Annotated in this window: 16 protein-coding genes and 1 riboswitch; all 16 genes read right to left on the reverse strand. The window is 37.5% G+C overall.

Features of this window, described 5'->3' with window-relative positions:
* Nucleotide 1 precedes the first annotated feature (1 nt).
* Nucleotides 2–1327: a nucleotide sugar dehydrogenase gene (locus ACIQZA_RS11025; protein WP_402881557.1), complete on the reverse strand. Its 1326-nt coding sequence runs from the start codon at nucleotides 1325–1327 to the stop codon at nucleotides 2–4.
* Nucleotides 1328–1867: 540 nt separating this feature from the next.
* Complete coding sequence (locus ACIQZA_RS11030; protein ID WP_402881559.1) at nucleotides 1868–3031, reverse strand: dicarboxylate/amino acid:cation symporter; 1164 nt, start codon at nucleotides 3029–3031, stop codon at nucleotides 1868–1870.
* 181 nt (nucleotides 3032–3212) lie between these two features.
* Nucleotides 3213–6392 carry a hypothetical protein gene (locus ACIQZA_RS11035; RefSeq protein WP_402881561.1) on the reverse strand — a complete coding sequence of 1060 codons (3180 nt, stop codon included), beginning with the start codon at nucleotides 6390–6392 and terminating at the stop codon, nucleotides 3213–3215.
* Entirely contained in the window at nucleotides 6389–7813 is a 1425-nt protein-coding gene (locus ACIQZA_RS11040; RefSeq protein ID WP_402881562.1) for a glycosyltransferase family 2 protein, read from the reverse strand. The genes ACIQZA_RS11035 and ACIQZA_RS11040 overlap by 4 nt, the downstream gene beginning before the upstream one ends.
* On the reverse strand, nucleotides 7810–8856 hold the full coding sequence (locus tag ACIQZA_RS11045) for a HEAT repeat domain-containing protein (RefSeq protein WP_402881564.1): 1047 nt from the start codon (nucleotides 8854–8856) through the stop codon (nucleotides 7810–7812). Before ACIQZA_RS11045 ends, ACIQZA_RS11040 begins: the two co-directional genes overlap by 4 nt.
* Nucleotides 8853–9737, reverse strand: a complete 885-nt coding sequence (locus tag ACIQZA_RS11050; protein ID WP_402881567.1) for a response regulator — start codon at nucleotides 9735–9737, stop codon at nucleotides 8853–8855. Before ACIQZA_RS11050 ends, ACIQZA_RS11045 begins: the two co-directional genes overlap by 4 nt.
* A gap of 460 nt (nucleotides 9738–10197) precedes the next feature.
* Nucleotides 10198–11052, reverse strand: coding sequence for a MetQ/NlpA family ABC transporter substrate-binding protein (locus ACIQZA_RS11055; protein WP_400938817.1), 855 nt, complete (start codon nucleotides 11050–11052; stop codon nucleotides 10198–10200).
* A gap of 85 nt (nucleotides 11053–11137) precedes the next feature.
* Nucleotides 11138–11806: a methionine ABC transporter permease gene (locus tag ACIQZA_RS11060; RefSeq protein WP_402881569.1), complete on the reverse strand. Its 669-nt coding sequence runs from the start codon at nucleotides 11804–11806 to the stop codon at nucleotides 11138–11140.
* Entirely contained in the window at nucleotides 11796–12824 is a 1029-nt protein-coding gene (locus tag ACIQZA_RS11065; protein WP_400938819.1) for a methionine ABC transporter ATP-binding protein, read from the reverse strand. The genes ACIQZA_RS11060 and ACIQZA_RS11065 overlap by 11 nt, the downstream gene beginning before the upstream one ends.
* A gap of 289 nt (nucleotides 12825–13113) precedes the next feature.
* A riboswitch (SAM riboswitch) is annotated at nucleotides 13114–13218 on the reverse strand.
* A gap of 64 nt (nucleotides 13219–13282) precedes the next feature.
* Nucleotides 13283–13585: a thioredoxin family protein gene (locus ACIQZA_RS11070; protein WP_400938822.1), complete on the reverse strand. Its 303-nt coding sequence runs from the start codon at nucleotides 13583–13585 to the stop codon at nucleotides 13283–13285.
* A gap of 15 nt (nucleotides 13586–13600) precedes the next feature.
* A complete protein-coding gene (locus ACIQZA_RS11075; protein WP_132361835.1) occupies nucleotides 13601–13942 on the reverse strand; it encodes a toprim domain-containing protein in 342 nt (113 codons plus the stop codon).
* Between the two features lie 435 nt (nucleotides 13943–14377).
* Nucleotides 14378–14758: a glycine cleavage system protein GcvH gene (gcvH, locus tag ACIQZA_RS11080; protein ID WP_142509367.1), complete on the reverse strand. Its 381-nt coding sequence runs from the start codon at nucleotides 14756–14758 to the stop codon at nucleotides 14378–14380.
* A 173-nt stretch (nucleotides 14759–14931) separates the two neighbouring features.
* On the reverse strand, nucleotides 14932–15288 hold the full coding sequence (locus ACIQZA_RS11085; RefSeq protein WP_400938826.1) for an arsenate reductase family protein: 357 nt from the start codon (nucleotides 15286–15288) through the stop codon (nucleotides 14932–14934).
* 364 nt (nucleotides 15289–15652) lie between these two features.
* Complete coding sequence (locus ACIQZA_RS11090) at nucleotides 15653–17437, reverse strand: acyl-CoA dehydrogenase family protein (RefSeq protein ID WP_400938828.1); 1785 nt, start codon at nucleotides 17435–17437, stop codon at nucleotides 15653–15655.
* 148 nt (nucleotides 17438–17585) lie between these two features.
* Nucleotides 17586–18758, reverse strand: a complete 1173-nt coding sequence (locus tag ACIQZA_RS11095; protein WP_400938830.1) for an acetyl-CoA C-acetyltransferase — start codon at nucleotides 18756–18758, stop codon at nucleotides 17586–17588.
* A gap of 428 nt (nucleotides 18759–19186) precedes the next feature.
* Complete coding sequence (locus ACIQZA_RS11100) at nucleotides 19187–21571, reverse strand: 3-hydroxyacyl-CoA dehydrogenase/enoyl-CoA hydratase family protein (protein ID WP_402881572.1); 2385 nt, start codon at nucleotides 21569–21571, stop codon at nucleotides 19187–19189.
* Nucleotides 21572–21717: the final 146 nt, after the last annotated feature.

Raw genomic sequence — 21717 nt, forward strand, 5'->3', positions numbered from 1 at the left:
CTTATAATTTGTAATAATTTTCACTTTTAAATAGATATTGGGTGTTTCTCGTATCAAAAATTAAAGCAGCATGTTGATCAATTAATGAATAATCAATAGTTGCATGATTCGTTAAAATGACGACAGCATCAGCTTTTTGAATTAATTCTCGTGTTAGTGAAACAGTGTTAAAAATGTCGTTATCAACTGAAAATGTTCCGATAAATGGATCAACAACCTTTAGATCACACTGCTTTTCCTTTAATTTCTTAATAACATGTAGTGCTGGTGATTCTCGGAAATCATTAATATTAGGCTTATAAGTAATTCCAATAACTACAATCTCTGCTTCACTTATTTCTTTTTCCTGTGCATTTAAATAATTTTCTAGTCTTTCAACTACAAAGTTCGGCATGGAATCATTAATTTTATCTGCTGCCTCAATTAATGTTGCAGAAATACCATGCTGCTGGCCGGCCCATAATAAATATTTAGGGTCTACTGGTATACAATGACCGCCAACTCCAGGGCCAGGTGTAAATGGCATAAAACCATAAGGCTTTGTTGAGGCGGCTTCAATAACTTCCCACACATCAATATCCATCTTATGGCAAATCTGACTTAATTCATTGACTAGGGCAATATTAATTTGTCGAAATGTATTTTCTAGTAACTTTTCCATTTCAGCAACGTTTGGACTTGTTACAGCAAACACATTTGTATTGATTACTTTTTCATAAAAAAGCTTGGAAACTTCTAAACAGGCTGCTGTTATGCCGCCAACTACTTTAGGCGTATTGGAAACTGAAAAATTTAAATTCCCAGGGTCCACACGTTCAGGAGAATAAGCTAAAAATATATTTTGGCCAATAACGAAGTTACCTTTTTCAAGAATTGGTTGAACTATTTTTTCGGTTGTTCCAGGGTAAGTTGTACTTTCAAGAATTATTAAAGTATTAGGGGACATGTTTTGTTCGATTGCATTAGCTGCATCAACAATATACGAGATATTAGGTGTTCCATCTGCAGTCGTAGGTGTCGGTACACAAATAATAATGACATCTACATGTGCAAGTTTAGAAAAATCATTTGTCGGCTCAAGGTTCTCTTCATAAATTGCTTTTTCGATGATTGCATTAGACATATCAGCAATATAGCTAACACCACTTTTTAATTTAGATATTTTTTCATTATCTTTATCGAAACCAATTACTTCAAAACCTTTATTGACGATCTCTAAAGCTAATGGGAGCCCCACATAGCCAAGTCCAATAACCCCAATTGCAGCACTTCCTGTTTTGATTTTTTTTGATAAAGTTAATATCGGTGATTCAATTTTTATTCCCATAAGCAATTACTCCTTGTCTAAGGTATTTTAAATTCAAAGACTACTTCTCAATTGCTAATTCTTTTACACTTCATTCTTTTGTATTATGAATCCCCCTCATTTCCACACCCATTCTCAGTAATATAATCCACAATTTTGAAATTTATATCTCTTTACACATATAGTACTAAATAAAACTAAACATTTTCTAAACAAATTCCATACAAAATGAAAAAACAACTATCTTATCGCATTTTTTTCTAACAAAACCTTAAATTCAATTCTTTAGCACTACGTTTTTTTTCAATAACTCCCTACATAATCATGAAATTTTATTAACTTTTAGCAAGCATAAACTGTAATAATTTGTAACAAAAAAAAATCACTATTCTTTTAAAGGCTCTTAAATTATTAGTAAATCCATGCACTCTCTCATTAATCTTTAAGAAAACTCCAACATCAGTATACTCGGTTAGCAACTAAATCCTAAGCAAAAAAAAAAATCGCCGTAGCAGGCGATTTTTTTTTGCTTAGATGATGCTGTCCATGACTCATCCTGTATTAATTAGTTTTTTTGTTGAAACGATCAACAATCATAGATAATGCGCCATCTCCAGTTACATTTGTAGCTGTACCAAAGCTATCTTGCGCTACGTACAGCGCTATCATAAGCGCAACCATTGTTTCATCGAAGCTGAGCATTGTTTGTAGTAAACCAATTGCTGCCATGACTCCTCCTCCCGGAACACCTGGTGCAGCAACCATTGTAATACCTAGCATAAAGATAAAGCCGATATATTGTGCAAAACCTATATCGATACCGTTCATCATCATAACACCTAAAGAACAAGTTACGATTGTGATCGTACTACCTGATAAATGAATGGTTGCAAAAAGTGGGATTGTAAAATTCGTTACTTTTTCTGAAGCTCCAGTTTTTTGTGATTGTCGCAATGTAATCGGAATAGCTGCAGCTGATGATTGTGTGCCCAATGCTGTAAAATACGCAGGTAACATTGTTCGAAGTAACATAAGTGGATTTTTCTTATTTAAAGTTCCCGCAGCAGTGTATTGCACTAGCAATATTACCCAATGCATCACAATTATAAGTACGAAGACAATTGCGAAGACAGATAAAATTTTTGCGACTTGCCCACCAAATGTCATGTTCAAGAAGATACCAAAAATATGAAATGGTAAAAGTGGAATAATAACAAATGAAATTAATTTTTCAATGATCTTATTAAACTCTTCAAAACCGCGTTTCATCACATCACTTTGAATGGCTGTCATTCCAATCCCTACGATAAATGCAAAAATTAATGCTGACATAACACCCATTAATGGCGGCATTTCAACTTTAAAGAATGCCTGTGCTAAAAATTCCTCTGGGTTTTTCATGCTTTCCATAGCACCATTTGATATGAAAGTGGGCAACACATTGCGCGCTACCAAAAAGGCAAATATTCCTGCAATGATAGTTGAGAAATAGGCAAAGAATGTTGCCAAACCTAATAATTTCCCTGAGCCTTTCCCAAGCTGAGCAATGCCCGGAGCAATAAATGCAATAATAATAAGTGGTACAACAAAATTTAAAAAATTACCGAATAAGCCATTGAATGTTGCAAATATACGTACAATTGGCTCTGGCATAACACTTCCGAGTATTACCGCTAACAAAATAGCGACAATAATTTTTGCCAATAGACCAAATTTAAGCTTCATTATTTTGTCCTCCTTAAAAATACAACTGTCTTTCCAGAATGTAATATTAGTAATTTACCATAAACAGTTGAGAGAATATACAGTTTGTGAAATAGACATAATTGTAAAACTTTTTTGTATTTTCTGATAAAAATACAAAAAACTTAGAATAGGCGAATACTCACCTATCCTAAGCCTCTATTTAATACGCTTTAAATAATTTTTGTAAAATATAATATGATTGTTTTAAACGCTCTTCATACTTTGGCGTTTGCCATTGTTCCCAAGAATAAGCAGAGAGCGCCGGTAAGATATGATCTTTTGTCTCTGGTAATGATTTCATAACCTTACCGTCCTTATCTACAAAAACGACACCAATATAAATATTATCGACTTTAGACGAAGCTTCCTTCCCATCCTTATATAGGTCTCCGATAAACTCACGCTGGCTCGGATCTTTTGCTTGGATTAGTAACCAAGGAATTCGTAGCTCAATCACATGATCATCCGACCATGTATAGTCTACTAATGAATTATAATCTTTTGCTTTTGGATTGGCGTTCCCTTGAAGCAGCTTCCCGGTTTCATAATAACTAAAATCGGTTGTAATTTTTTGCTCTGGTAAGTATAGCTGTTTATTTAGCACATAGTTAATCGGCGCAAACTTACCACTATTTTTTGTGACAGCTGACGTACGGGGCGGAATCATTTTTAAATTGTGACCGTAAAAATAATCATAGAAATCATAGTACTGATCGATGACAACTCGAGAGTCTTCACTTTTATTTAATTCCACCATAAAATCTATGCCATTTGAAAACGTCATATCTTTTATTGATGTTGCCGATGTATTTCCTTGGTTTGGTACTACATCAAGTAAAATACGAGGTGAAGCTTTTTCTAAAACATCACTTTTTAATTTGAAATACAAATATCTTTCATCATAATCGACAGCAAAATCTGTTGTATCTGAAGGTGAGGTATTGTACAGTTGTGTACCTTTCCACTCCGTTGTATTGCCGTCTACTTTTACTTTAAACCTATCAAAGCTTAGCACGCCAAATTGCTGTTCATTCGTTTGTGCATTGGACCAAAATGGTCGACGATTCGGGTCATCATAATCCATCGTATTCCAAGTCCGCTTAAACCACTCGTCCTGCCATGTAAAGATAAGACCTCCTAGCAAGCCTTCATGCATAATATCTTCATATAAATGTTGAAGTGTTTCACCCTGCTGCTGTTCGGACATATGCCCCTGATTCCAGCCATAAACATTTTCATGTGTCATACCGCGAGCTGCCGGGATTCCAAATTCCGCAATAAGAACTGGCATACGATGAGCTTCATGTAAGTCCTTTAAATATCCTGCATAACTATTGTTATTGCCCCGGAAATCTTTATAATTTAAATATTTTTGGTCGAAGTTAAAGAAGTCAGGGTAATATGGATACACATGATAGGAAGCAAATTGTCCTGGCGCCTGCATTTCCCCCTTCGTATAAATGACATTTGGATTGACTCCTACCAAATCTTCATCCTCAGAAGGTTCAGACGGATGGTCTAGCAAGTCGGTTGTTACCCAGTTAGTAAAGCTCATTGGGCGAATCCAATTGTATTTATCCTTTTCATAAGTAGTAATAAGATCCATTTGCTCCGCTAACCAATGCTCAAATGGTGCAGCATTTTTCGTCTCAAAATACGTCCCATTGTATTCGCCTATATTAGCGTGTTTTTCGTTCGTACCGACTACCATGTGCGGATACCATTCGATTCCTAGCACCCAGCCAATAACATATTTTGAAACGTCAACATCGTATAAGCCTGAAGCATGTCCTGCTACTGGCTTCACATAAGTATTACCGTGGATAACATCTACCATGCGCTTCATTTCTACTTGGAAATCCTTTAAAGTAGTTTCATCATAGGCATCTAATGAATTAGACAAGCCTTCCTCATTAATCCACACACCATGCAATACATACAATGGTTTATCTGGGTTTTCCTCATTGTATTTAGCAAGTGCCCGATAAAAACCTGGCGGGTGTAATGTATAGACACGAATCGTATTGGCATTCATCTCAGCAATTTGACGGAACCAGCGATAGTACTCTTCTTCCGTAATTGCGGCCTCGCCAGGGAATGCTCCCGGTTTCCCCATGCCGATATTAACGCCCTTAAAGACTAGTGGCTCCCATTTCCCATCGTGTAAGACTTCAAATGATTCACCTTGAATACGTGCATTATAATTTTGTTTTTCATGATTAACGTTTTCTTTCACCTCTTTCTGCTCAAACGTTTCAAAAATTTTATGCATGACTGGTATATAAATCGACCAGTAAAATGAACTATCTGCATACTTTTCAGCATATTTATAAATAGTCGGTAAACCCTTTATTTTATAAAGGTTCGGTACCCGTGACATATCGTTGAAATCTCCAGCAAAGTAATAGCTTGTAGTGTAACGTTTATCCTGTGAAACGATAGCCGCAAATTGCTGCGGAATATCGTTGTCCTTTAATAGTTTTTCTCCATCTTTTGTTAAGTCCCATTTATAATTAGCAAGAGCATCCTCCGCATATTTAGGCGTGATAATATCAAACCAATAGCCATATTCTGCACTAGCGGAGGTATGAAAGAATTTTTGCCCTTCTTCAGTAAATTGCACCTGAATACCTTCTGTTTTTACATGCTTGTCCAGTTCCAGCACAATGAGCTTTTCTGTAATTTCATTAAATAGAAGAAAGCCACCGCCCTTATATGGCCAATTATCACCATGTTCATCTATGACCCATTGCGGGATTTCTGAGTTTTTATGATAATCAAGCTCATCAAAATAACGCCCAATCCATCCAGACCATGATATTCCTAAATAGTCCTGTAGCTCTTTTCTAACTGCCTCTGATGTTGGTGACGCAAATGTATTGTATTCAGCTATAAGCATACTTTTCTTGTTGCTTGCTAAACGACCTACTATTGATTGCCATTCTTCCATTTCTAAGCCACCAACAATTTTTTCTGAGCGTTTACCTAGACGCTTTTTTTCAATTAAATCATCCTTATAAACACCATACGTATCTGCCAAATAAATAACATCATAATTGCTATAGTCGGTCGGAAACTTTTTTTCAGATACTCTTTTCGTTTTATCATTCGGAATCGTACCATAGTAATTCTTTTGTGCATCATATGGTTGATGATCAATTGTGTATTTATAATGGTTTAAAAACCAATTCACACCTAAATGCTCTCGATATGTTTCGTTCGAAACCGTTTTATCTAGGATCGCGACGTTCAGCGGTTTTTCATCGCTCAAATACCACCATGCTATAGGTGTAACAATGAGAATTAGAGTAGCTATGACCCCTATATATATTCGCTTCATACACTTTTCTCCTTTTCAGCAATACCGACACGCTTCATATTGCCCCAATCGCTTTTTCTTAGCACAAACCGAACTAATCCTTCACAGCGCCATAAAAGAGTGAGTGGTCGATACCAAAAAATTTCAGTAAATGCTAAAAGTATCATTCGTAATAGCTCTTTCTTTCTCGGGTAAGTGTTCATTGTCCATGCTTCGAATAGTATAGATGCAATTGAAAAAATAACTCCATAAATAACGAAGAGCAGCAACAGTATTACCGCTGCTTCATAATAGATTTTCCCTAAGAAAAATGCTACTACGATATAAATATAACCACCTAGCTCAACAATTGGACCTAGGCATTCTACAAGCCAAAAATAAGGCAATGCAATAAACCCTAACAAGCCATATTTTGGGTTGAATGTCATCGTTTTATGCTTCCAAAGACTTTCGAATAATCCTTGATGCCAACGTCTACGTTGATTTCGCAAAACCCCTAATGTCTGAGGTGCTTCCGTCCAGCACACAGGATCTGGTACAAATTCAATACGTTTCTTTTCTTTTTTCTTTCTTATCAAACGGTGAATATTCACGACAAGCTCCATGTCTTCTCCAATAATATTCGTTGAATAACCGCCCGCTTCCACAGCCCATTCCTTCGAAAAGACACTAAATGCTCCGGAAATAATAAGCACAAGATTGAATTTACTTAAAGCGATTCGCCCCATTAAAAAAGCTCGCAAATATTCTATTATTTGCATGATGACTAAGTAGTTATTCGGTAAGTGGGTTGCAGTAACAGCACCAAGCTGCATTTTCGCTCCATTGGCAATTCGAATATTTCCACCTGCCGCAATCACTTCACCATTAGATAAAATAATCGGCTTCATTACACGAAGTAAGGATTTTTCATCTAAAATTGAATCACCATCAATAGAGCAAAAATAAGGATATTGCGAAACATTGATCCCTACATTTAATGCATCTGCCTTACCGCCATTTTCTTTATCTACTAGAATACAATTCTGATAGATTTCTGATTCATAAATTTGTTTAACTTCTTTTGTAGGGATATTTGTACGAACAATTTTATCAACGGGTTTCATTCGGAAATGCTCGATGACAGTTTGCAGTGTAGTGTCGGTAGAACCATCGTTAATAATGATAATTTCTGTTTGCGGATATCGTAAATTCAACAATGAATAGACTGTATCTACAACTCCAACCTCCTCGTTGTAAGCAGGGACTAGTAAGGATACTGGTTTTGAGTAGAAGGCATCGATATACGCATCATCATATTCTGAGGGATCTAATTTATAGCGTTTGCGTAAATCTAGCATGGCAATTACAAACATTGCGCAATACGAAACAATAACGAATAACATATAAAACATAATAATGCCGCCAAAGAACCACGTACAATAATCTAACATTAATTTCATTTGATCCCCTGCCTTCTGACTACTGTTTCCTGTGCCATTTCAATTGCATATTGGTCGTTTGAAGACTCCATAAATTGCTGTAATTTTGCAATTCCTTCTCTATTTTCTGCAATTGTTTTTGCTGCCTGTGATCGTACCCACCAATTTTCATCTTCAAGAAGCTGTTCTAAATAAGCATAGGTATATTCTAGCGGCACATGCTTAAAGATTTTTGCAATCATTAATCTTACTTCCCACATATCTGATGCCACAAATGGCACATAAGGATCGATTTCATCAATGACACCAATTTCGTAAAGACCCTTTAATGCTCTTATTTTTATTTCTGGTTCCTCATATGTTAATAGCTGTTTTAATTTCTCAATATATTGCATGTTTCTTTTGACAGCTGCAGTATCAATTACAGCGTATTGAATATTTTTCGCCCAGCTATTAAAGTCTTCAAACAATCGAATAAATACGGAATCCTCTAACAATACAAATAATCTTCTATATTCGCTTTCAGAATAATGAATGCTCAATTCTTTAATTTTCTCGATAAACAATTCTTGTCGGAAGATAGAGTATATTTTTAACAACTGAAAATATTCTTCCTCCGAAATTTTGGCTTTCTCGAATTGTTGACAAGTATCTAATAATTCATCTATCTGTAAATCAGCAATTCGATATAAAGCATTCATCCTAATGCTCCAACGTTTACTTGCTAAATCCTTTTCATAAAACTTTTTTAAATAGCGATTAGAAAACTCTTTGATTTTATGTTCAACTTTTTCATTCGTTATATTTTTCAAATACGATGAAAAGATTATTTCGATAGCTGCTACTTGAGCTCTTCCACGGGGTACAAGCACAATAGAGAAATTTTCATCATTGAATAAATAGTTGTACCAGTGCTGTGAATAGTTTTGTACATAAGTATCACGTGTTTTTGCAAAGCGAATCTCCCACCCATGTTGCAAAAGTAGATATATCGTAAATAAAAATAACATGACTAATAAAACAACGATGACCGTTAAAAGAAAAGAAATCGATAGCTCGATCATAGCCAAAACCTCGCAAATGTGCTCCTGATTTTTGCTTCTAACAAACGTAAATTAAATGGTTTTACGATAAATTCATCGACTCCACCTTCATAAGCATTAAGTGTCGCCCCTTCTGAGTTTCGTTCCGACATCATATAAATGATGAACTTTTTCTCATTCGGCATTTCTCGTAAAATGTGCAAAATTTCTAAGCCATTTTTACGTGGTAAAATATCGTTCATGACAACTAAATGCATATGGCCTGTTTTATAGGTTTCGGACTGTAAAAAACTATAGCCATCTTCATAGGTAGCAACGTCTAGCGTAAAATGAGGAATGTCTAAGTGAGTGAACGTTGTTTCTAGCACTTTTCTAAAGATTGCACTTTGTTCAATAATACTAACCTTTACTTGTTCCATCGATTGTACACTATAATCTGTAACCTGTTCTATTGACCAAATCTGCTGTTCATCATCTGCTAGTTTTTGCTTATTCTTGTCTAACAACGTTTCAAAGTTAGCGCTATTATTTCTTATTTCAGTAATGGAGGCTTTTAAAGCTATTTGCTGATATTCCCTTTCTTGCTTAAGAATTGCAAAAATCCGTTTTAAAAACGCCCTTACTTCAACTTCACTACTTTGCAGAAAAAATATTCCCCAATGTACGCCATCCGCTAATTGGAAAAGTAAATCTGTTTTTCGTATTTTTGATGTCAGAAAAGCTGAAATTTGATGATTCACTTGATTACGTTCTATATCAGTTCCTTGTGAGGAACTAGCTAATTTAAAAAAGACTGCCGTCATTGTTAAACGCGAGCGAATAACACTTTCACGTAAAATTTCAAAATAACCCTTCACCTCATGCTCCTGCATGATGTCTTCTGCAATGATTAATTTATTCATTTGTGTTCACTCCAGTGATGTAAGAAATATTTCATTCTCCTCTATTATTTTTCTATCATTTTTTTGATTTACAAACACAACAACTATAGTAATAAATATTACTTAACAATTACTATATAAAATATTTGGTAAATCAGTCACCTTTAAAATATATTATATTTTTGTCATGAAATACAAAAGAAGACTTCTTTTGAAAAAAAGTTATATTTTTCTGACGAAAGACCACCCTTCTTTAAACAAGAAAAAAAGTCCCTTTAAGACTGTAACAATATAGTATTTTTTTGACATGCATTATGAAAGGTGACAGCAGTCCATAGAGGATATTGAAGCAAATGGCCACGGAAAAGAACCCGGAGTGAACATCAACCTTTGTTAATCTATACGCATTTATTCTTTTTCCGACAAAAAAAAGGATATGTAAGCTTTCATGCTTACATACCCTTTTTTCGATAAATTCCAATTATTTAACTGGTACAACTGAGCCTTTCCATTCTTCAATAATGAAGTCTTGGATTTCTTTAGATTTTAATACTTCTATTAATTTTTTAATTTCAGGTTTTGTTTCATCACCTGCACGTACAGCGACAATATTTACATATGGAGATTCTTTATCTTCAAGAGAAATTGCATCTTTCAATGGATTTAAGCCGTTATCGATTGCAAAGTTCGAGTTGATTAGAACCGCATCACCTTCATTATTTTCGTACATTTGTACAAGCATTTCAGGCGCTGTATTTGCATCGAATTTGAAGTTTTTAGGGTTTTCTGCGATATCTTTTATTTCTGCTGCTGTTTTATCAACACCATCTTTTAATTTAATTAAGCCCTTAGCTTCTAACAATGAAAGCATACGACCGTGGTCTGAAACTGAGCTAGAAAGTAAAATTGTTGCCCCCTCTGGAAGATCCTCAAGAGATTTATATTTTTTAGAGTAAATTCCGATTGGTTCAATGTGAATAGCAGCAGCATTTACAAAGTCATAACCATTCTCTTTCATGCTAAGCTCTAAGAAAGGTAGGTGTTGGAAGTAATTCGCGTCAAGTTCGCCAGATTCTAAATGTTGGTTTGGTAATACATAGTCTTGATATTTTTCAATTTTAAGATCGATGCCTTCTTTAGCTAAAATTGGTTTTGCTTTTTCCAAAATAATAGCATGTGGTGTATTCGAAGCACCTACTGTTAATGTTACATTTTCTTTACTGTCACTATCACTAGATGATGAGCTTGAGCCTGTTTCTTCTTTTTTACCAGCACCACAAGCGGCTAGAGCTAGTACTAATACAGATAAAAATAAACCTGTTAATAACTTCTTCATTTTATTACTCTCCCTTTTTACTTATATTAAATATGTTAGCGGTATAAAACCGAGATAACCAAATGTTTGTAGTGTGATGCTCTTTTTAACGTTTATCTGTTTTCGCTGTAATGAAGTCGCCAATCCATTGAATAATAAATACTACTATTAAGATTAATATAGTCGCCATTAAAGTTACATCTGAGCGATTACGTTGGAAGCCATCTAAGAATGCTAAGTTTCCTAGACCACCTGCACCGATAATACCTGCCATCGCAGTATAACCAACAAGCGCTACAGCCGTTACAGTAAGACCAGAAATAAGCGCTGGTAACGATTCGGGAATTAATACTTTCCAAATAATCGTTGACGTTTTGGCACCCATTGAACGAGCCGCTTCAATAACACCTTTATCAATTTCGCGCAAGGCAATTAATACCATTCGTGCATAAAATGGTGCAGCTCCAATAATTAATGCTGGTAAAGCCGCGTCTGCGCCACGAATTGTGCCGAGTAAAAATTTCGTAAATGGAATTAATAAGATAATCAATACGATAAATGGGATCGAACGGAAAATATTAACGATTGATCCTGTTAAAAAATTCACAATTTTATTGGCCCATAGTTGGTTGGGACTTGATAAAAATAATAAGATTCCAATTACTAATCCAAGTATAAATGTGATGACCGTAGAAATTGTTGTCATGTACAATGTTTCATACGTAGCGTCCCACATTTTTTCCCAGTCGACATTCGGAAAGAGACTAGTTAGCATTTGCAATCACCTCCGTTTGTACTTCAACTGTATTTAAGTAGCTAAGTGCAGCAGCAACATTGGCCACTAAGCCATCAATTTGCACAATAAGTGTACCGTACGCTCCATTTTTCGTTTGCGAAATATTACCATGTACAATACTTACTTCTACATCAAACTGTTTCACAAGATGTGAAATGACAGGCTGCTCTGTTTTTTCTCCTACAAAGATTAGCTTCACAAGTTGTCCATTAGGATAATTTGCTTTAATTTGTGCCACAGTTTCCTGTGTTTCCTTCGTATCTGTAATTTGAGAAACGAATTTTTTCGTAATGGCCGCTTGTGGAGCTTGGAATACTTGTAATACTTCACCACGTTCTACAATTTCTCCAGCTTCCATAACCGCTACACGATGACAAATCTTACGAATAACGTGCATCTCATGTGTAATTAACACAATCGTTAGACCTAATCGTTCGTTAATATCGACAAGTAGATCAAGAATAGCATCTGTCGTCTCTGGATCGAGTGCGGATGTTGCCTCATCACATAACAATACCTCTGGATTATTAGCAAGTGCACGAGCGATACCTACCCGTTGTTTTTGTCCCCCTGATAGTTGTGATGGATATGCTTTTTCGCGCCCTTCCAAGCCAACTAGTGCAATCAATTCTTTCACATGTGCTTCACGTTTTGCCTTTGGCACACCTGCGATTTCGAGTGGGAAAGCGATGTTTTCTGCAACAGTTCTAGACCAAAGTAAATTGAAATGCTGGAAAATCATACTTACCTTTTGTCTAGCATCCCTAAGCTTTTGCCCCTTTATGGATGAAAACTCTTGATTGTTAACCGTCACCGTACCAGATGTAGGCTTTTCTAACCCATTTAACAAGCGAATCATTGTACTTTTACCAGCGCCACTATAGCCGATAATGCCGAAAATTTCACCTTTATTAATAGAAAGGTTGACGTCTTTAACTGCTGTTAATTCGCCATTCGTAGTTTTGTATTTCTTCGTAATATTTTGAAGATTAATCATAGCGAATTCTCCTTTTCTCATATCAATTATGCCTCGGCATAAGGTCACTCAGTCGTTGTTGTTGCTGTCGCTTCGCTTTCGCACAGATAAAACCGTGTTGCTGTCGCTTCGTTTTATCGCCACAGGACATGGCGTTCTTAGACTGAGTTCCTCTATTTCAGCGGATTTCTTTTGTACCGAAAGCGTAGTGACAGGTACAGGTGTTTGGACATCCGCTGAAAGAAGTTAAAAAAACCCCTTCACTTATAGACAAGTAGAAGGGGTCACGTAACTTATACGCTAAACCGTTCTCTCATCTTTCAAAGATAAATCTTTGGGTGATTTGGCACCTTTTCACGTTTGTGATGGTTGCTGGGCTTCATAGGGCACTTCCCTCCGCCGCTCTTTATAAGAGTTCGATATATTTATTGTTTTTTTAATATATTTGTTACTTTACCACGCGATTAATATTCCGTCAATTAATTTTTTAACAATTCGTATAAATACGGTACAGATTGAAAGGCATAAACCTTTGCTGTCATTTCTCCGCCTTCATATACGAGTAAACATGGTACACTTTCGATTTTATTATCATAAGCTATTTGCTCTATAAAATTTATATTCGCTTTACCAACCTGTAGTTGTGGCAACAATTGTTCAACAACCATCATCATTTTCGATGCAACTGCGCACGTTCCACACATTGGCGTATATAAATAAAAGGCAGCCTTTTCACCGGACTGGATAGCCGCGTTCCACTGCTCTATTGACCATTCTTCCATCTTTTTCACGCAACCTTACAAAATATACTCATTATGGATTGAGAAATGTGCACGAAGCAATATCGCCGCTAACACTTTCCTCGGAGTTGTCTCAACTTCCTTATATGTTGGCATCGTCCGTAAATGCTCAGCCTCTGGATAATGTCTGTCCATTAATGCCCGTAGCTTATTACCTGATGTATCTGCATCAAAAAATGTATAAAGCTCACAACCCTCATATGGATCGAGTAGCTCTTCTAATTGATGCACACCAATTGTACCATTTGTACAAAGTATTTTTACGTCTTCATTTAAAATAGGTTCGATTTGAAGTTTATCCGATCGGCCTTCGACAATTAAGCATTTTCCCTCGAACATCACGCCACCCCCATTTAGACATAGCCCTTATAATTCATTATATCAATAAACCTTGTCGTTGATACAGTTAGATACCTATTAATAAAGGAATATACTTGCATTTACTTCACCAACTATAGTGGAAGAATGAATGAGGATAATAAAAAACGTCGGTAGTTTCCGACGTTTTTCTGATTAATTTAGCCTCGACATAATTGCGTCCGGAATCGGCTTTGTGCTTAGGCATGCACGATGGCCGACACGATGTCGGTCATTTCGGTAATGCCACAGGACGTGGCGTTTTTACCGATGCAGGCCAGTTAGCCATTATCGCATGGATGCGATGATGGCTAACATCCTTTAAGCACTCCTATCCGATTCCGTGACATACGCCGGAGGCTTTAACTTCTTTTAGTTGATGTTTGGACACCTGCTGAAAGAAGCTAAAGGCTTGTCTTATTCTGCAATCATTTCTTCGTATTGCTCAGCTGTCATAAGCTTTTCAATTTCTGAAGCATCAGCAGGCTCTACTACGATCATCCATGCTTTTTCATATGGTGATTCATTAACGAATTCTGGGCTATCTTCTAAATCTGCATTTACTTCAACTACTGTACCTGAGATTGGTGCGTATAATTCAGAAACTGTTTTAACAGATTCTACGCTACCGAATGGATCATCAGTTTTGATTTCGTCGCCAACTTGTGGAAGCTCAACGAAAACGATATCTCCAAGTTCAGCTTGTGCGAAATGAGAAATACCGATACGTACTTTACCATCTTCTACTTTTACCCATTCGTGCTCTTCAGAGTAACGTAAGTCTTTAGGTGTGCTCATGCAAAAAACCCCTCCATAAATATGTAATATATTCATTTTCAGTGTGCCATACTTCTACCATAAAAACAAGAATCAATTATGCCTCATTCATCTCAACCATATAGAGGTGAAGACTTCTGACCTGACGCTTCGCTTTCACTACATACAACCTTTACTGAAACAAGTTACAAGCGTCATTTCCAAGCTTGCTCAAAATCTGATTCTTTAAACCCTAAAGTAACTTTTTTTCCATCGGTTACTATCGGACGTTTAATCAACATACCATCTGATGCCAGCAGTTCAAGCTGCTCTTCTTCAGTCATTGCAGCAAGTTTATCTTTCAAGCCAAGCTCTCGATATTTCATACCAGAAGTATTAAAAAATTTCTTTAAAGGTTGTCCACTAGCTTGCCATAAGTTTGATAATTCGTCCTTTGTAGGTGGTTGTTCGACAATGTGTACCTCTTCGTATGAAACCCCATTGTCATTTAGCCATTTTTGAGCTTTTTTGCAAGTAGTACATTTCGGATATTGAATAAATTGAATCGTCATTTATAGGCTCCTCTACTATCATTTTTAGGAACTACATTTTCAGTGTATCCCTCATTTTCTGTAGTATACCATCATAACCATTACGAACCAAAATGAAACTCCTCATGCTAACCGTGGGTTAATTGGAGTTCCAGGCCACTAGCATCCGATGAGCCGCAACAAAAGCGCAGAGAGTGGCTAGACGCTCCAAAATGCCGAGCACCGATAAGATACTAAGAATCGCTGATAACATGCCAACAATCGCACAAAGCGCCCAGTCGGAACGGAAATCAACCCCTCGTTTTGCCAAAGAGCTACACTTTTATTTTCAACAAACAAAAAAACCTAGCTATCACATCTCGGATAGCTAGGGTTATTTTGCATATTAAACTACAAATTTTTCTGCTTCAATTAATTTAACAGAAGCTTCGCGTTTCTTCGCGATTAAGTTGTATGGGTTGTTGCGAGTTAATTTACGTAGTGCAGACAATGTCATGCGTGCAGCGTCGCCGTCTGCTGAAGCAAGAATCGTATCTTTTGCCTCTTTTTCAATTTCTGCAAATGCTTCTTGGCAGAAGATTTGAGTGTACAGTAATTTTTGATGCGCTTTTTCAGCACCGTCACGAGCAATCGCTTTTTCTGTACGTAATACAGCTGATTCCATCGCGAATAATTGGTTTGCGATATTAGCAATATTCACCAATACTTCTTGCTCTTGATCAAGCTTCGCGCCGTAGCGTTGTGCTGCTAAGCCTGCTGCTAATACAGCAATTTTCTTCGCATTTTTCACAAGATATTTTTCCTGTGCTAGCGGTTCTGTGCCTACATCTTCAGGCATTAGCATAAGCAGCTCTTGTTGTAAGTTTTGAGCAACTTGTAGCAATGGTAATTCACCTTTTAATGCTTTCTTCATAAATGTACCTGGTACAATCATACGGTTAATTTCATTAGTACCTTCAAAAATACGATTAATACGAGAATCACGATAAATACGCTCCACTTCGTATTCAGCCATAAAGCCGTAACCACCGTGTAATTGAACCGCTTCATCCGCAATGTAATCTAAAGTCTCAGAACCAAATACTTTAGCAATAGAACATTCAATAGCATACTCAGCAATTGCGCCAGCAATCACTTTCCCTTGCTTTTGCTCATCTGGGCTTAGCTGGCTTAAACGATCCTCAAATAAACCTACTGTACGATAGTTTAATGACTCAGATGCATATAAGTGCGATGCCATTGTTGATAGTTTTTCTTTTGTTAGATTGAAATCAGACAGCTTTGTTTTAAACTGCTGACGTTGGTTTGTATATTGAATGGCAAGCTCTAATGCACGCTTTGAGCCACCAATTGTTCCAACACCTAATTTATAGCGCCCGATATTTAAAATATTAAAAGCAATTACGTGTCCGCGACCTACTTCACCTAAAAGGTTTTCTACAGGTACTTCTGCATCTTCAAGGATTAATGTACGTGTCGATGAAGATTTGATCCCCATTTTTTTCTCTTCTGCGCCAACCGAAACGCCATTAAAGTCACGTTCAACGATAAATGCCGTGAATTTATCACCATCGATTTTCGCATAGACAACAAATACATCTGCAAAGCCTGCATTTGTAATCCATTGCTTTTCTCCATTTAAAATATAATGTGTCCCTGCATCATTTAACTTCGCAGTTGTTTTTGCACCTAATGCATCAGAACCTGAACCTGGCTCAGTTAATGCGTAAGCAGCAATTAATTCACCTGACGCAAGCTTCGGTAAATACTTTTGCTTTTGCTCTTCATTTCCGAAAAGTACAATTGGTAAAGAACCAATACCTACGTGCGCACCATGTGTAATAGAGAAGCCGCCAGCAACAGACATTTTTTCTGCGATTAATGCAGAAGAAACTTTGTCTAATCCCAGACCCTCATATTCTTCAGGTACATCTGCGCTTAATAAGCCGAGTTCACCTGCACTTTTTAGTAGACGAACCGAATGCTCAAATTCATGGTGTTCTAAATTTTCAACGACTGGTAACACTTCATTTGCTACATACTCTTCAGTTGTTTTAGCAATCATTTTATGCTCATCTGTGAAATCTTCTGGTGTAAATACACGATCTAATTCCACATCTTCAATAATAAATCCGCCGCCTTTAATGAAATCCGTTGTTTTTTCTGTCATGCTAAATTCCTCCCTATTTATCTATTGTTAGTAGCTTTAATCCCCAATATATAGAAAAGCTTGAAGCACTGTGTTCGGAGGCAACCGGAAACGCTGCACTCCAAGCTGATCTAGCAACTATCCCTATTTCTTCGAACGTTGAATTAAGTTATAAAATTTCAAATACCCCTGCAGCACCCATTCCGCCACCAATACACATTGTCACGACGCCATACTTCTTACCTTGACGCTTCAATTCATGAATAAGCTTTAATGTTAGAATGGCTCCAGTTGCACCAAGTGGGTGACCTACGGCAATCGCTCCACCATTGACATTTACTTTATTTTGGTCGATGCCTAATTGACGTACGACCTGTAAGGATTGTGACGCAAATGCTTCGTTAATTTCCCATAAATCAATGTCATCAATGACTAACCCTGCAATTTCAAGTGCTTTAGGTACCGCCACGATTGGTCCAATACCCATCACCTCAGGAGGTACACCACCAACTGCAAAGCCTAAAAACTTCGCCATTGGTGTAAGCCCTTGCTTTTCTGCTTCCTCACGATCCATTACAAGTACTGCCGCTGCACCGTCTGAAGTTTGAGAGGCATTACCAGCTGTAACACTGCCCTTAACATGGAAGGCTGGACGAAGCTTCGCTAAACCTTCTACAGATGTACCTGGACGTACACCTTCATCCATGCTAAACGTGAATTTTTTCACCTGTGGCTTGTTGTTGTCATCTACATAATGCTGCTCTACTTCGATTGGTACGATTTCATCATTGAATTTACCTTCTTTAATCGCTTTTTCTGCAAGCTCATGTGAACGAACAGCAAATGCATCCTGATCTTCTCTACTTACATTGTATTGACGTGCCACTTCCTCTGCTGTGTGCCCCATCCCCATATAATATTGGGGAGCAGTTTCTGCTAGCGTTGGATTTAAGCGAGGTGTATTACCTACCATTGGCACCATACTCATAGACTCGACTCCACCAGCAAGAATCGCCTTAGAATGTCCTAGCATAACACGCTCTGCTGCAAAAGCGATTGCTTGTAAACCTGATGAACAGAATCTATTAATTGTCAGCGCTGGTGTTGTATCTGGTAACCCGGCAAGCGCTCCTATATTACGTGCTACGTTCATGCCTTGCTCAGCTTCTGGCATTGCACACCCTAAAATTAAATCGTCAATCGGACCTTCATAGCCCGCTCTTTTTAATGTTTCTTTGACAACAACCGCTCCAAAATCATCTGGTCTAACTGTTGCTAAAGAACCCTTCTTCGCTTTTCCAATCGGAGTTCGTGCTCCTGCTACAATAACGGCTTCACGCATCGTATTAATCCCCCTTTGTTTCATGTGCAAGTATGGTTAATTTCGTATTATCAATTATGCCTCTGGCATAATTGCGTCCGGAATCGGCTTTGTGCTTAGGCCTGCACGAGGGCCGACACAATGTCGGTCATTTCGGTAATGCCACAGGACGTGGCGTTTTTACCGATGCAGGTCAGTTAGCCATTATCGCATGGATGCAATGATCTTAGGCTAACATCCTTTAAGAACTCCTTTCCGATTCCGTGACATCCGCCGGAGGCTTTAGGCCAACACGATGTTGGTCACTCAGTCGTTGCCACAGGACGTGGCGTTCTTAGACTGAGTTCCTCTATTTCAGCGGATGTTGGATACCCGCTGAAAAGTGACTTGAATTCGCATTCATCTCACCACTTATAGAGTTAGGAGACTCCTGCTGAAAGAAGTTAAAGTTAGTTACGCAGCGGTTTTCCCTTTAAAAGCATGTGTTGCATTCTTTGTTGAGATAAAGGTTCTGCAACTAAGCTTAGGAACGCCTCACGCTCAAGGTTTAATAGGTATTGTTCATCTACTAATGTGCCATATGGAACTTTACCACCAGCAATGACATACGCTAATTTTTTAGCTATTTTTAAATCATGTTCACTAATATAGCCTGATTCAAACAATCCTTGCGCACCGATTAATAGCGTACCGTAGCCTGATGCACCGACTACAGGAACTTTCGCAGGTACAGGTGGTTGATAGCCTGCCTCATAAAGCGCTAGTGCAGCTTGTTTTGCATCATATAGTTGGTGATCTGGGTTAACAGAAATCCCATCAGCAAAGTTTAAGAAGTTATTTTCACGTGCTTCTTCGCCAGACGTCGAAACTTTTGCCATCGCAACTGTTTCAAATACTTTATTTGCAATATGTTGATAGTCTACCTCAACACCATTTGGTAGCCCTTTGATGAATTTTTGGTAAAGTGCCTTATTACCGCCGCCGCCAGGAATTAATCCTACGCCGACTTCCACTAAGCCCATATACGTTTCCATTGTTGCTTGAATATGTGCAGCTGGTAAGCAAACCTCTGCTCCGCCACCAAGTGTCATAGCAAAAGGTGCTGCTACAACAGGCTTACGAGCGTATTTAATCTTTTGCATTGCATCTTGGAATGCTTTAATAACGAAATCTAACTCAAAAATATTATCATCCTGTGCTTCTACTAAAATCATTCCTAGATTCGCACCAACACAGAAGTTTTTCCCTTGGTTACCGATGACTAAGCCTTTATAGTTAGCTTCTACTTCATCGACTGCAAAGTTAATCATTTGAATAATGTCTAAGCCAATTGCATTTGATTGGGAATGGAATTCAAGTAAGGCAATTCCGTCACCTAAATCTATTAAGCTAGCACCTGTATTTGATTTAATAACACCATGCTTTTTCTTATAGCGTTTTAAGTTAATTTCTTTTTCATTAACTGGCACTTTTACATATTCAGTGCCATTATAATACGCTAAATCACCGTCAATTTCCGAATAGAAAGTTTCAAAGCCGCTTGCTAACATATCTTTGACAAATGCCGGCACTTCACGACCTTCAGCCTCCATTTTAGCTACGGAATCTTTGACACCAATTGCATCCCATATTTCAAATGGCCCTTGCTGCCAGCCGAAGCCCCATTTCATAGCATTGTCAATCGCAACAATATCATCAGCAATTTCACCGTGTAGCTGTGCCGAGTAAATTAGCGTTGGAGCGAAGATACCCCATAATAACTCTCCTGTGCGATCCTTCGCATATGTTAGTGCTTTTACTTTATTGGCTAATCCACGAGTTTGTTTTGCCATCTCAATAGAAGGTGTTTTTAATTTTTTTGCCGGGCTATATTCTAGTGTGTCTGGATCAATTTCAAGAATCTCTTTACCTTGCTTCAAGAAGAACCCTTGACCTGATTTTGCTCCTAACCAGCCGTTTGTGACCATTTTCTGTAGGAATTCTGGCACTGCAAATACTTGCTGCTCTTCACCAGTTGTTTGATCATAAACGTTTTTCGCTACATGGATAAATGTATCTAAACCAACAACATCCAGCGTTCGGAATGTTGCAGATTTTGGACGACCGATTAGTGGACCTGTTACAGAATCCACCTCACCAACCGAATAGCTACCCTTCATCATTTCTTGTAAAGTAATTAGTAAACCGTACGTTCCGATACGGTTGGCAATGAAGTTCGGTGTATCTTTAGCAAGTACGACACCTTTTCCAAGCACATCTTCGCCAAATGTTTTCATAAAGCTTACAACCTCAGGCGCTGTTGTGTTTGCCGGAATGACTTCAAGTAATTTCAAATAGCGTGGCGGGTTGAAAAAGTGAGTTCCTAGGAAATGCTTTTTAAAATCTTCTGAACGCCCTTCTGCCATTGCATCGATACTTATGCCAGATGTGTTAGAACTAATAATTGTGCCAGGCTTACGTACAGCATCAATTTTTTCATATAGACTTTGTTTAATCGCTAAATTTTCAACGACAACTTCAATAATCCAATCTACATCTTTTAATTGCTCTAAATCGTCCTCAAAGTTACCAACCGTTAGTAGTGATAAATTTTTCTTAGAAGTAAGTGGTGCTGGCTTTTGCTTTAATAACTTTTGAAGCGCTCCGTTAACGATTCGATTTCTTACAGCAGGATGCTCTAAGGAAAGACCTTTCGCTTCTTCCTCTTTTGTTAGTTCCTTCGGTGCAATGTCTAATAATAATGTTGGAATACCGATGTTTGCTAAATGTGCTGCAATTCCAGAACCCATTACTCCAGAACCTAGAACAGCAGCTTTTTTAATATTGTAAGTCACAAGCAATTCCCCCTTATTCTCCCATTGAATGAATAGCCATTCATTTTTTGGCTAAAAAAATTTCAAGTTTGCCTTAGTGTATTTTTGTCCAGATCATTTTACGCGTAATCTGTGACATACGACTGAGGCTTATCTTCATTCAGCTA

The sequence above is a fragment of the Lysinibacillus sp. NPDC096382 genome (genome assembly GCF_044762845.1).
Taxonomy (GTDB): Bacteria; Bacillota; Bacilli; order Bacillales_A; family Planococcaceae; genus Lysinibacillus.